This window comes from Paraburkholderia sediminicola (assembly GCF_046027355.1).
Lineage (GTDB): Bacteria > Pseudomonadota > Gammaproteobacteria > Burkholderiales > Burkholderiaceae > Paraburkholderia > Paraburkholderia sediminicola_B.
On the sequence record NZ_JAQQEK010000014.1, the window covers coordinates 85,025 to 98,191 of the forward strand.

Genomic DNA, 13,167 nt, shown 5'->3' on the forward strand with positions numbered 1-13,167 from the left:
ATGCCTGAAGAACGAAGCCTTGAAGGTAAGACCCTGCTATTGGTCGACGGTTCGAGTTATCTGTACCGGGCCTACCATGCGATGCCGGATCTGCGCAGCCCCGACGGTGGTCCGACGGGTGCGCTCTACGGGATGATCAACATGCTGCGGCGCATGCGCAAGGAAGTCACAGCAGAGTATAGCGCGTGCGTGTTCGACGCCAAGGGCAAAACGTTTCGCGACGACTGGTATCCCGACTATAAGGCGAATCGCCCGTCGATGCCGGACGATCTCTCGCGTCAGATCGAGCCGATTCATGTGGCCGTGCGCGCGCTCGGCTGGCCGTTGCTGATGATAGAAGGCGTCGAGGCCGACGACGTGATCGGCACCCTCAGCACCGAAGCGGAAAAGCGTGGCATGAATGTGATCGTGTCGACGGGTGACAAGGATCTGGCGCAGCTTGTGTCGGATCATGTCACCCTCATCAATACGATGACTAACGAAACGCTCGACCGCGCCGGTGTGCTCGCCAAGTTCGGCGTGCCGCCGGAGCGCATTATCGACTACCTGTCGTTGATCGGCGATACCGTCGACAACGTGCCCGGCGTCGAGAAATGCGGGCCGAAAACAGCGATCAAATGGCTGACGCAATTCGAGTCGCTGGATGGCATCGTCGCACATGCGGACGAAATTAAAGGTGCGGTAGGAGACAATCTGCGCAGAGCGCTCGATTTTCTGCCGATGGCGAAGAAACTCGTCACTGTCGAGCGCAACTGCGATATGACCGACCATATCGTGTCGATCGAGGAAAGCCTGCAGAGCCGGCCGGAATCGCGCGAGGAGTTGCGCGACGTGTTCACGCGCCACGGCTTCAAGACGTGGCTGCGCGAAGTGGAAATCGCGGACGCCGTGGAAGGTCCGGAAACAGATGTGCCGCCGGCTTTGTCCGTGGATCATGAGCGTCATTACGACACCGTGCAGACGTGGGAACAATTCGACGCGTGGCTCGAGAAGATCAACGCGGCTGAACTCACCTCGTTCGATACGGAAACTACGTCGCTCGACCCCATGACTGCGCAGATCGTGGGCCTGTCGCTGTCGGTGGAAGCCGGCCGGGCGGCGTATGTGCCGCTCGCGCATCGCGGCCCGGACGCGCCCGTGCAATTGCCGCGCGACGAAGTCCTTGCGAAGCTGAAGCCGTGGCTCGAAAGCGCCGAATACAAGAAGGTCGGTCAGCATCTCAAGTACGACGAGCAGGTGTTGGCGAACTACGGCATTGAAATGCGCGGTGTCGAACACGACACGCTGCTGGAATCCTACGTGGTCGAATCGCATCGCACGCACGACATGGACAGCCTCGCGCTGCGCCATCTCGGCGTGAAGACGATCAAGTACGAAGAGGTCGCAGGCAAGGGCGCGGGGCAGATCGGCTTCGACGAAGTCGCGTTGGACAAGGCCGCCGAATACGCGGCGGAAGACGCCGACATCACCTTGCGGCTGCACCAGGCGCTGTATCCGCAAGTGACCGCGGAGAAGACACTCGAGTACGTGTATCGCGCGATCGAACTGCCGACATCGCGTGTCCTGCGCAAGATGGAACGCACCGGCGTGCTGATCGATGCGGAGAAGCTGCGCCAGCAAAGCAGCGAAATCGCCACGCGTCTGATCCAGTTGGAAAGCGAAGCCTATGTGCTGGCCGGCGGCGAATTCAATCTGGGTTCGCCGAAGCAGATCGGGCAGATCTTCTTCGAGAAGCTGGAACTGCCGGTGGTCAAGAAAACGCCGAGCGGCGCGCCGTCCACCGACGAAGAAGTGCTGCAAAAGCTCGCCGAAGACTATCCGCTGCCGAAGATCCTGCTCGAACACCGTGGCTTGTCGAAGCTGAAATCGACCTACACCGACAAGCTGCCGCGCATGGTCAACGCCACCACGGGCCGCGTGCATACGAACTATGCGCAGGCCGTGGCGGTCACGGGGCGCCTGGCATCGAACGATCCGAACCTGCAGAACATTCCCGTGCGCACCGGCGAAGGCCGCCGTATTCGCGAAGCGTTTATTGCACCGCCCGGACACAAGCTGGTCTCCGCGGATTATTCGCAGATCGAATTGCGCATCATGGCGCACATTTCCGGCGACGAATCGTTGCTGCGGTCGTTCTCGCAGGGCGAAGACATTCACCGCGCCACCGCGGCGGAAATCTTCAGCGTGACGCCGCTCGAAGTCTCGAACGATCAACGCCGCGTGGCCAAGGTCATCAACTTTGGTCTGATCTACGGCATGAGCTCGTTCGGTCTCGCCGCGAACCTCGGCATCACGCGCGACGCCGCGAAGCTTTATATCGACCGCTATTTCGCGCGTTATCCGGGCGTGGCGCGTTATATGGACGAAACGCGCGTGAGCGCCAAGGCCAAGGGTTACGTCGAAACGGTGTTTGGCCGCCGCCTGTGGCTGCCGGAGATCAACGGCGGCAATGGTCCGCGCCGTCAGGCCGCCGAGCGCGCCGCGATCAACGCGCCGATGCAAGGCACGGCCGCCGATCTGATCAAGCTCTCGATGATCGCCGTGCAGGATTGGATCGAAGCGTCGAAGATCGGCACGCGCATGATCATGCAGGTGCACGACGAATTGATTCTCGAAGTACCGGACGCGGAATTGTCCGACGTGCGCAAGCGCTTGCCCGAGTTGATGTGCGGTGTCGCTGACCTGAAAGTGCCGCTGGTCGCCGAAGTGGGCGCGGGCCTGAACTGGGAAGAAGCGCATTGACGTGCGTGTGACGGGACGCGATATCGTCGTGCGCATGTCACACATGTGTATTGATGGCTTGTGACAACCCGTGCTGCTCGCGGACAATCGCTGAAAGACGGCGCTCATGTGAAATTGCACGGGCGCCGCACGACGCATAACCCATCGGCAAACACGGAGAGTTCCATGCATCGTTTTATCGTCGTTGGCGGAGGCGCGGGGGGATTGGAACTGGCGACGCGTTTGGGCGATCGCTATGCACCCCACAAGAGCAAGGGCGGTGTGCGGGCACAGGTCACGCTCGTCGACCGCAACCCCACTCATATCTGGAAGCCGCTTCTGCATGAAGTGGCGGCGGGCAGCATGGACCCGTTCACGCAGGAGCTCGAATATGCCGCGCAAGCGCGCTGGCATGGCTTCGAATTTCAGCAGGGCGAACTGACGGGATTGGACCGCGCGAACAAGCGCCTCACGCTCGGCACCGTGCTCGACGACGACGGCGCCGAGCTGCTGCCCGAACGCCAGCTCGAATACGACACGCTGATCATCGCGATCGGCAGCACGACCGCCTTCTTCGGCGTCAAAGGCGCGCCTGAATTTTCCCTCGCACTCGACACGGTCAGTCAGGCCGAGCGTTTTCGTAAACGCCTGATCGCGGCATGCATGCGCGCTGAGCATCAGGTGCATGAGCCCGTCGAATCGACGCCGGGCGTGGCGTCTACCGGCGAGCCGCGCATTCAGGTGGCGATTGTCGGCGGCGGCGCGACGGGCGTGGAACTGTCGGCGGAATTGCGCAACACCGCGCAGGTCCTGTCCGCATACGGCCTGCATAAGCTCGATCCGCGGCATGACGTCGGCATCGTACTGATCGAAGCGGGGCCGCGCATTCTGCCGGCTTTGCAGGAACGCGTTTCGACCGCCACGGCCGAACTGCTTACCAAGCTCGGCGTGAAGCTGATGATCGGCGAAACCGTGGCCGAAGTCGCGCCCGGCATGATCCGCACCGCGAGCGGCAAAACCGTGCGCGCCGATCTGACGGTGTGGGCGGCCGGCATCAAGGCGCCGGCGATTCTGAGCGAGCTCGACGGCCTGCCGGTCAACCGGCTGGGCCAGCTCATCGTGCGCCGCACGCTGCAGACCGAAACCGACGACAACGTCTTCGCGCTCGGCGATTGCGCCGCCTGTCCGTGGCCTGGCAACGAGCGCAACGTGCCGCCGCGCGCGCAAGCGGCTCACCAGCAGGCGAGCTTCCTGATGAAGGCGCTGGCAGCACGGCTCGAAAACAAGCCATTGCCGGAGTTCACCTATCGCGACTTCGGGTCGTTGGTGTCGCTCGGGCATTTCAGCGCGGTCGGTAATCTGATGGGCGGGGTGATCGGCGGCAATATGCTGATTGAAGGGCTGTTCGCGCGCTTCATGTACATGTCGCTGTACCGGCTGCATATCGCCGCGTTGCACGGCTACGCGCGGATGGTGCTCGATACCTTCGCGCACTGGTTGCGCCGCACCACGCTGCCGCGGGTCAAGCTGCACTGACGTGCGCTGATGCGCCGGCCGGCGCTCGGGAACGTTGCATGTGCAACAGGATGCGTGTCAGGCGTATCCTGTTGCCTCCAACGTTCAACCGAGGAGTGCCGCATGCTGAAACCCGACATCGACAGCCTTGTCCCGCACGTCCCCTTCAACCGGCGTACCTTCATCAAGGCCGCGCTCGGCACTGGCTTCGCCGCCGCCGTGCTGCCGGTCTCGGCGCAAACCATTCATACCGATACTGACGGCCTCGAAGCCGGAGAAATCGCGGTGCGCTCCGGCGACACGCTGGTGCCGGCGTATCGCGCGCAGCCGAGGGGCAAGACGCACTTGCCGGTGATCATCGTCGTGCACGAGATTTTCGGCGTGCACGAGCATATCGCCGACGTGTGCCGGCGTTTCGCCAAGCAGGGCTATCTCGCGATCGCGCCGAATCTGTTTGAGCGGCAGGGCGATCCAACCGGTCATGCGAGCATGCAGCAGATCAGCGCGCTAGTGGTCAGCAAGGTGCCGGATGAGCAGGTGATGGGCGATCTCGATGCCACCGTCGCCTGGGCCGGCGAGCACGGCGGCGATCTGAACCGGCTCGGGATAAACGGCTTCTGCTGGGGCGGGCGGATTGCATGGCTGTACGCCGAACATAACCCGCGGCTGAAGGCGGGTGCCGCCTGGTATGGACGGGTAACGGGCACAAAAAACGCGCTGATGCCGGCGAATCCGCTCGATCAGGTCGCGCAGCTTCATGCGCCGGTGCTTGGGCTTTACGGATTGCAGGATCAGAGCATCCCGCAGGACACGCTCGAACAGATGAAGCAGGCCATCGCGCAAGGTCCGCGAGCGGGACGTGGTTCGCAGTTCGTCGTGTATGACGATGCGGGCCACGCGTTTTTCGCGGATTACCGGCCGAGCTACAAAAAGGCCGATGCCGAGGACGGCTGGCGCCGCGTGCTGGTGTGGTTCAAGCAGCATGGGGTGGCTTGAGGCTGCGGCTTGAGGCGGTCCGCGCTCCCTCGCTTGCGATAAAAAAGGCCGTTGCCGCTTTCGGGTGGCAACGGCCTTTTTGCTAACCAGGTGCTGTGGCTTTCGTTGGTGCGCTCAAGGATTCGGGCCCGTCGCGATGGGCCGCTTCGGGTCGGAACTCCACTCGCTCCATGATCCCGCATACAACGCCGCGCCATGCAGGCCGGCGACTTCCATCGCGAGAGCATTCACGCATGCCGTCACGCCCGAGCCACATTGCAGCACCACGTGTTCCGGCGGCGTGTCGGCGAGCAGCGCGTGGAATTCCTCGCGCAACGTATGAGCCGGCTTGAAGCGGCCGTCGGCGGTGAGGTTGTCCTTGAAGAAGCGGTTGAGCGCGCCGGGAATGTGGCCGCCGACGCGATCCAGTGTCTCGTTCTCGCCGCGATAACGGTCGGCCGCGCGCGCGTCAACCACCACGCGTTCCTTCGAGCCCAGATTGCGCTCGACCGTTTGCGCATCGACCGTGACGGACAGCGGCGCGCCTGCCTTGAAGTCGCCGGTGTTCTGGGCCGGCGCGTCCTGCGTCAGCGGATGACCGACGGCTTCCCATGCCTGCAGGCCGCCGTCGAGCAGCGCGACGGCGTCGTGACCGAGCCAGCGCAGCAGCCACCATGCACGGGCGGCGTACATGCCGCCTTGCGCGTCATAGGCGACGACTTGCTGGCCCTGCTTCAGGCCGCGCGACTCCAGCGTCTCCACCAGCCGCGCACGATCCGGCAGCGGATGGCGGCCGTTGTGACCGTTCTTCGGCCCCGACAGATCGCGATCGAGATGCAGGTAATGCGCGCCCGGCAGATGCCCGGCCAGATAGGCTTTTTCGCCTGCTTCCGTGTCGGCCAGATCGAAGCGGCAATCGATGACGAACACGCTGCCCGGCGCGGCGGCAAGCCGTTCCGCGAGATTGGTCGCGGAAATCAGAGTGGTGTAGTGAGTGTGGGGCATGACGTCTCCTCGATGCGGGCGATGGCGGCTCCGTTCGGCGGTTTGGCGCCGCCTGCGGATGGCCGAGCTATCTTGTAAGTCTAAACAAAAAAAGACGGGCCGAAGCCCGTCTTTCCACGCGTTGATGCTGCCTGAAGAATCTAATCAAGCGCCGATCAGATCGTACCGAGTTCACGCCGCAGGAATTCGTGGAAGTGCTGCATGCCATCTTCCATCGGGCTCTGATACGGGCCGACCTGCGATTCGCCGCGATTCATCAGCGCGCGGCGGCCGGCGTCCATGCGTTCGGCGATCTCGTCGTCTTCGCGGGCCGTCTCCATGTAGGCGGCGCGCTCGGCTTCGACGAACTCACGCTCGAACAGCGCGATTTCCTCAGGGTAATAGAACTCCACCACGTTGGTGGTTTTCTGCGGACCGCGCGGAATCAGCCACGACACCACCAGCACGTGCGGATACCACTCGATCATGATGCCCGGGTAGTACACCATCCAGATCGCGCCGAATTCGGGCGGATTGCCACCGCGAAAGCGCAGCACTTCGTCGTGCCACTTGCGGTACGTCGGGCTGCCCGGCTGTTCCAGATCCTTGTGCACGCCTACCGTCTGGACGCTGTACCACTCGCCGAACTCCCACGTCAGGTCGTCGCAATTGACGAAGCTGCCGAGGCCCGGATGGAACGGCGCGACGTGATAGTCCTCCAGATAGACCTCGATAAAGGTCTTCCAGTTGTAGTTGCACTCGTGCACTTCGACGTGATCGAACATGAAGCCCGAAAAATCGAAGTGTTCCTTGGTGCCGAGGCGCGCCAGATCGCGCGCGACGTCGCGCCCCTGCGCTTCGAACAGCAGGCCTTGCCAGTTCTGCAGCGGCGTGGCGCCGAGATTCAGGCAGGGGTTATCCGCAAAATGAGGTGCACCGAGGAGCTGGCCGTTCAGGTCGTAAGTCCAGCGATGCAGGGGGCAGACGATGTTCTCCGTCTGGCCGCGGCCGTTGAGCATGATGGCTTGCCGGTGGCGGCACACGTTCGACAGCAGTTCGACTTGCGACTGCTGGTTACGGACGAGCACGCGCCCTTCGCTCTCGCTCGGCAAAGCAAAATAATTCCCCGCTTCGGGCACCATGAGATCGTGGCCGATGTAACGAGGACCTTTCTTGAAAAGGGTTTCGATTTCGCGCGTTAGAAGCGCTTCGTCAAAGTAAGCCGTGACTGGCAGCTGGCTGTGGACAGACCGCAACTGCAATGCATTGCTCAGATTGGACATTCCCACTCCCGTGAAGACGTGAAAGCAGTGAACAACCCAACCATCGAAGATTCGATTTAGGGAGCCCGCGATTATACCCGTTTCCCCTTGTTTGGGGCCGTTAAGTGCCTGATTTGGGTCAAAAATCTCAGGAAAGTTCGGCTTTTTCGCCGCAGACCGATCGTTTTTTTTCTGCGAGACTGCTAGGACGGCGCGGAGCGGGAAGGCGGGCGTAGGGCGGCGGGCGGCTCGGAAATATCGCTTTTGCCGTAGAATGTCCGACTTGTTTTAATTTTGCGACTATTCATGGCGAAGACCGCGTCGAAAGATACTGCTGCCACGCCAGCCGAAGGCGTCGACACCACGCCGCTGCCCGAGAATTACGAGGCCGCCCAGGCGGAGCTGGAAGGGCTGGTTGCACGCATGGAAAGCGGCAATCTCAGCCTCGAGGAATCGCTCACCGCCTACCGGCGGGGCGCGGCCCTCGTGGCGTTTTGCCAGCAGCAGCTCGAGAAAGTCGAGCAGCAGGTGCGCGTGCTCGACGGCGAGACGCTCAAGCCGCTGCCCATGAATACCGCAGGCACAGCCGCTACTGAAAGCGGGGACGACCTATGACATTCGAACAATGGATGCGCTCGGTACTGGAGCGCGTCGAAACGGCGCTAGAACATTACCTGCCGACCGAGGCAACCGCGCCCGCCACGCTGCATGAAGCCATGCGTTACGCGGTGCTCGGCGGCGGCAAGCGGGTTCGCCCGCTGCTGTGCCACGCGGCCGGCGAGCTGACCGGCGCGCGCGCCGAGTGCCTCGACGCGGCGGCGGCGGCGCTGGAAATGATCCACGTGTACTCGCTCGTGCACGACGACATGCCGTGCATGGACGACGACGCGCTGCGTCGCGGCAAGCCCACGGTACACGTGAAATATGACGAAGCGACGGCATTGCTGGTCGGCGACGCGCTGCAATCGCAGGCATTCGTCGCGTTGACGTCGGATGTTCTGGCCCCGGCGCAGCAGGCCGCGCTGGTGCGCGAACTGGCGCTGGCGAGTGGCTCGATCGGGATGTGCGGCGGGCAGGCCATCGATCTGGCGAGCGTCGGCCACACGCTGACGCGCACGCAACTCGAAACCATGCACCGCATGAAGACCGGCGCCTTGCTGCGCGCCGCGGTGCGCATGGGTGCACTGGCGGGCGAAACGCCGGACGCGGACGCCATGCGTTCGCTCGATGCGTATTCGGCCGCTGTCGGCCTCGCGTTTCAGGTCGTCGACGATATTCTCGACGTCACGACCGATTCGGCGACGCTCGGCAAAACGGCAGGTAAAGACGCGAAGGACGGCAAGCCGACCTACGTGTCGATTATTGGGCTCGACGCATCGCGCGCGCTCGCAGCGCAGTTGCGCAGCGACGCTCACGCCGCGCTGGCGCCGTTCGGCGCACGCGCGCAGCGTCTTGCCGAATTGGCCGACCTGGTGGTGAACCGGGTTAGCTGAACGCGAAAGCCCGCCGCCGCGCGCTTCCGTTATGAGGCGCATGTATGAAGTGCGGGCGCGTAAGTTTTCCTACAATGGAACGACGATGTACGACTTGCTGAAAACCATTGACGACCCGGCAGCCCTGCGCCGCCTCGATCGCCGCCAACTGCAACCGCTTGCCGACGAGTTGCGTGCCTTCGTGCTCGACAGCGTATCGCAGACGGGTGGCCATCTCTCGTCCAACCTCGGCACGGTCGAGTTGACCATTGCTCTGCACTATGTGTTCGACACGCCGCGCGACCGGATCGTGTGGGACGTCGGCCATCAAACCTATCCGCACAAGATCCTGACGGGCCGCCGCGACCAGATGCACACGCTGCGTCAGCTGGGCGGCATCTCGGGCTTCCCGAAACGTGACGAGTCGGAATACGACACCTTCGGCACGGCGCACTCCAGCACGTCGATTTCCGCCGCGCTCGGCATGGCGGTCGCAAGCAAGCTGCAGGGCGACAACCGCATGGGCATCGCCGTGATTGGCGACGGCGCAATGACGGCCGGCATGGCGTTCGAGGCGATGAACAACGCCGGCGTCGAAGACGACGTGCCGCTGCTGGTCATCCTGAACGACAACGACATGTCGATTTCGCCGCCGGTCGGCGCGCTGAATCGCCATCTGGCGCGCCTGATGTCGGGCCGCTTCTACGCCGCCGCGCGTGCCGGCGTCGAACGCGTGCTGCGCGTCGCGCCGCCCATGCTCGATCTCGCCCGCAAGCTCGAAGAGCACGCCAAGGGCATGATCGTGCCGGCCACGCTGTTCGAAGAGTTCGGCTTCAACTACATCGGCCCGATCGACGGGCACGATCTCGATTCGCTGATCCCGACGCTGCAGAACATCAAGGAACTGCGCGGTCCGCAATTCCTGCACGTCGTGACGAAGAAGGGCCAAGGCTACAAGCTGGCCGAAGCCGATCCGGTGCTGTACCACGGCCCGGGCAAGTTCAATCCGGCCGAAGGTATCAAGCCAGCCACCACGCCGTCGAAGAAGACCTACACGCAGGTGTTCGGCGAATGGCTGTGCGACGCAGCCGAGCTCGACGCACGTGTGGTCGGCATCACGCCGGCCATGCGCGAAGGCTCGGGCATGGTCGAGTTCGAGAAGCGCTTCCCGGACCGTTACTTCGACGTCGGCATCGCCGAGCAACACGCGGTGACGTTCGCGGGCGGTTTGGCTGCGGAAGGCATGAAGCCGGTGGTCGCGATCTACTCGACTTTCCTGCAACGCGCTTACGACCAACTGATTCACGACGTCGCGCTGCAGAACCTGCCGGTGGTGTTCGCCATCGACCGCGCGGGTCTGGTCGGCGCGGACGGCGCAACGCACGCGGGTGCTTACGACCTGGCGTTCCTGCGCTGCATTCCGAACATGACCGTGATGGCCGCGTCGGACGAAAACGAATGCCGCCAGATGCTGTACACGGCGTTGCAGCAGCCGAACCCGACGGCGGTGCGCTATCCGCGCGGTGCCGGCACCGGCGTCGCCACTGTCAAGCAGATGGTGGCGTTGCCGCTCGGCAAGGGCGAGATTCGTCGCGAAACGTCGCAGCCGGCTGGCAAGCGCATTGCGATTCTGGCTTTCGGCACGATGGTGGCGCCGTCGCTGGCAGCCGCCGAGCAACTGGACGCGACCGTCGCGAACATGCGGTTCGTGAAGCCGCTCGACGCCAATCTGGTCCGTCAGTTGGCCGAGACGCATGACGCCATCGTCACGGTCGAAGAAGGCTGCGTAATGGGCGGCGCGGGCTCGGCCTGCGTCGAAGCCCTGCTTGAAAGTGGGGTTATGCGACCCGTACTACAATTGGGCCTTCCCGATCGGTTCATCGATCATGGGGACCCGGCCAAGCTGCTCGCCGCGTGTGGTCTCGACGCCGCGGGTATCACCAAGTCGATCCGCGAGCGCTTCCTGTCGAGCGGCGCGGTCGGCGGCCAGTCGTCGGTGAAGCGCGTCGCGTAAAGCGGCGCCGCTCGCGGTGCGGCCGCCGTGCCATGGCGGCCATAAGCAATCTCCAACTTGAATCGGTGGGCCTTCGGGCCCATCATCCAACGCCGGCAGGGGCCGGCGTTCGCCGTTGCGCGCCTTGATCCGCGCGGCCGCCAGGAGCCGCCGAACCTGTCGCTTCGCGACAGCCCTCGCGAGGGAATCCCCGAAGGGGACTTCCTTCGGGGCGAAGACTTGAGGCGGTCCGGCGTTTCCTGAAAGGACAAGAAATGAATCAGATGAATCCCGCCTTTGTGATGCCCGACGTGCAAAGCACGCCCGACACTCGTCAGATCCCGATTCAACGCGTCGGCGTGAAGGCCGTGCGCCATCCGCTGACGGTGCGCACGCAAGGCGGCGAGGTGCAGCCGACGGTCGGTACGTGGAACCTCGACGTGCATCTGCCGGCTGAGCAGAAGGGCACGCACATGTCGCGTTTCGTCGCCTTGCTCGAAGAGAACAAGGCGCCGCTGGAGCCGGCCACGTTCCGCACCATGCTCGCCGCGATGCTCGAAAAGCTCGAAGCCGAGGCCGGCCGCATCGAGGTGTCGTTCCCGTACTTCGTCAACAAGACGGCACCGGTGTCGGGCGTGCAAAGCCTGCTCGACTACGAAGTCACGCTGACGGGTGAGACTCGCAATGGCGCGACGCGTCTGTTCCTGCAGGTGCTGGTGCCGGTGACGAGCCTGTGCCCGTGCTCGAAGAAGATCTCGCAGTACGGCGCGCATAACCAGCGCTCGCACGTCACGATCAACGCCGAACTGGCCGGCGATGTCGCCGTTGAAGAACTGATCCGTATCGCCGAAGAAGAAGCCTCGTGCGAACTATGGGGCTTGCTCAAGCGCCCGGACGAGAAGTTCGTGACCGAGCGCGCGTACGAAAATCCGAAGTTCGTAGAAGACCTGGTGCGCGACGTCGCGCAGCGTCTGAATGCGGACGAACGGATCGTCGCCTACGTGCTCGAAGCCGAGAACTTCGAGTCGATTCACAATCACAGCGCGTACGCGGTGATCGAGCGGGATAAGCGCGTGGCTTGATACGCGCTGCAGCTGACCGCAGTAAAAAAGCCGCTTCTTTTGAAAGCGGCTTTTTTTTTACGGCCAAACGATACGGGACTCAGCGCGCGAGAGACGTCAGATCCCAGCGCGGCTTCACCGTGAACGCGTAGTCCTTGCCCGATTGATCGGGCCAGCGTTGCAGTCGCAAGGCGCCGGCCAGCGCGATCATCGCGCCGTTGTCCGTACACAGCGACAAGTCCGGATAGTGCACGTAGAAATTCCGCTTCTTCGCCGCGGCGGAAAGCGCCTCGCGCAATTGCCGGTTCGCGCCGACACCGCCCGCGACGACCAGCCGGTTGAGCTTCGTCTTCTTGAGCGCGGCCAGTGACTTCGCCGCCAGCACCTCGACTGCCGCATCGACGAAACCGCGCGCCAGATCGGCTTTCGCCTGCTCGCAGATATTCGAGCCGCCGAGCTTCTTCGCGTGCGTGAGGACAGCGGTCTTCAAGCCGCTGAAGCTGAAGTCCAGGTCGCCGGAATGCAGCATGGGACGCGGCAGGACCACCGCGCCCGGCGTGCCGAATTCAGCCATGCGCGAGACTTCCGGGCCGCCCGGATAACCAAGGCCGAGCAGCTTGGCGGTTTTGTCGAAGGCTTCGCCGGCCGCGTCGTCCAGCGTTTCGCCGAGCGTCTCGTAGACGCCCACGTCGGTCACACGCATCAGTTGCGTATGGCCACCGGATACCAGCAGCGCGACAAACGGGAAGGGCGGCGGCTCATCCACCAGCAGCGGCGACAGTAAATGCCCTTCCAGATGATGAATGCCGATGGTCGGCTTGTCCCACGCCATGGCCAGCGAATTGGCGACGCTCGCGCCGACCAGCAGCGCGCCCGCGAGACCCGGGCCTTGCGTATAAGCGATCGCGTCGATGTCGCCGCGGGCCGTGCCGGCGCGTTCCATCACCTCTTCGAGCAACGGCAGCGCACGCCGGATGTGATCGCGCGAGGCCAGCTCCGGCACCACGCCGCCGTACTCCCGGTGCATCGCAATTTGCGAATGCAGCGCGTGCGCGAGCAGACCGCGCTTCGTGTCGTAGAGCGCGAGACCGGTTTCGTCGCAGGAGCTTTCGATGCCGAGAACGAGCATGATGGGTGGCTTGAGCGGACGCTGAAGTGACAAAACCCCGGCGCCCGGAAGTGAG

General features: G+C 63.5%; 10 protein-coding genes. 7 read left to right on the forward strand and 3 right to left on the reverse strand.

Annotated features, from left to right (window positions below; all coding sequences use genetic code 11):
- The 3 genes from polA to PQR42_RS23785 all read left to right on the forward strand — a co-directional run bounded on the left by polA (position 1) and on the right by PQR42_RS23785 (position 5,232).
- Positions 1-2,742, forward strand: a complete 2,742-nt coding sequence (gene polA, locus PQR42_RS23775; protein ID WP_408493823.1) for a DNA polymerase I — start codon at positions 1-3, stop codon at positions 2,740-2,742.
- 165 nt (positions 2,743-2,907) lie between these two features.
- The gene (locus tag PQR42_RS23780) at positions 2,908-4,257 is read left to right on the forward strand and encodes an NAD(P)/FAD-dependent oxidoreductase (RefSeq protein ID WP_408205304.1); all 1,350 of its coding nucleotides are present in this window, start codon (positions 2,908-2,910) and stop codon (positions 4,255-4,257) included.
- A gap of 102 nt (positions 4,258-4,359) precedes the next feature.
- Positions 4,360-5,232, forward strand: coding sequence for a dienelactone hydrolase family protein (locus PQR42_RS23785; RefSeq protein WP_408386932.1), 873 nt, complete (start codon positions 4,360-4,362; stop codon positions 5,230-5,232).
- A 114-nt stretch (positions 5,233-5,346) separates the two neighbouring features.
- On the opposite strand, the gene PQR42_RS23790 is transcribed toward PQR42_RS23785, so the two are convergent.
- Both PQR42_RS23790 and PQR42_RS23795 read right to left on the reverse strand, forming a co-directional pair.
- Positions 5,347-6,216 carry a sulfurtransferase gene (locus tag PQR42_RS23790; RefSeq protein ID WP_408386931.1) on the reverse strand — a complete coding sequence of 290 codons (870 nt, stop codon included), beginning with the start codon at positions 6,214-6,216 and terminating at the stop codon, positions 5,347-5,349.
- A gap of 155 nt (positions 6,217-6,371) precedes the next feature.
- Complete coding sequence (locus PQR42_RS23795) at positions 6,372-7,478, reverse strand: aromatic ring-hydroxylating oxygenase subunit alpha (protein ID WP_408386930.1); 1,107 nt, start codon at positions 7,476-7,478, stop codon at positions 6,372-6,374.
- Positions 7,479-7,763: 285 nt separating this feature from the next.
- On the opposite strand from PQR42_RS23795, the gene PQR42_RS23800 reads away from it, so the two are divergent.
- The 4 genes from PQR42_RS23800 (at position 7,764) to folE2 (ending at position 12,004) form a co-directional block, all read left to right on the forward strand.
- Positions 7,764-8,072 (forward strand): exodeoxyribonuclease VII small subunit, encoded by a 309-nt coding sequence (locus PQR42_RS23800; RefSeq protein ID WP_007178839.1) that lies wholly within the window; start codon positions 7,764-7,766, stop codon positions 8,070-8,072.
- On the forward strand, positions 8,069-8,950 hold the full coding sequence (locus tag PQR42_RS23805) for a polyprenyl synthetase family protein (RefSeq protein ID WP_408205300.1): 882 nt from the start codon (positions 8,069-8,071) through the stop codon (positions 8,948-8,950). The genes PQR42_RS23800 and PQR42_RS23805 overlap by 4 nt, the downstream gene beginning before the upstream one ends.
- 85 nt (positions 8,951-9,035) lie before the next feature.
- On the forward strand, positions 9,036-10,943 hold the full coding sequence (gene dxs / locus PQR42_RS23810) for a 1-deoxy-D-xylulose-5-phosphate synthase (RefSeq protein ID WP_408205299.1): 1,908 nt from the start codon (positions 9,036-9,038) through the stop codon (positions 10,941-10,943).
- Positions 10,944-11,197: 254 nt separating this feature from the next.
- Positions 11,198-12,004 carry a GTP cyclohydrolase FolE2 gene (gene folE2, locus PQR42_RS23815; protein ID WP_408386928.1) on the forward strand — a complete coding sequence of 269 codons (807 nt, stop codon included), beginning with the start codon at positions 11,198-11,200 and terminating at the stop codon, positions 12,002-12,004.
- 79 nt (positions 12,005-12,083) lie between these two features.
- On the opposite strand, the gene tsaD is transcribed toward folE2, so the two are convergent.
- The gene (gene tsaD / locus PQR42_RS23820; RefSeq protein WP_408386927.1) at positions 12,084-13,112 is read right to left on the reverse strand and encodes a tRNA (adenosine(37)-N6)-threonylcarbamoyltransferase complex transferase subunit TsaD; all 1,029 of its coding nucleotides are present in this window, start codon (positions 13,110-13,112) and stop codon (positions 12,084-12,086) included.
- Positions 13,113-13,167 lie beyond the last annotated feature (55 nt).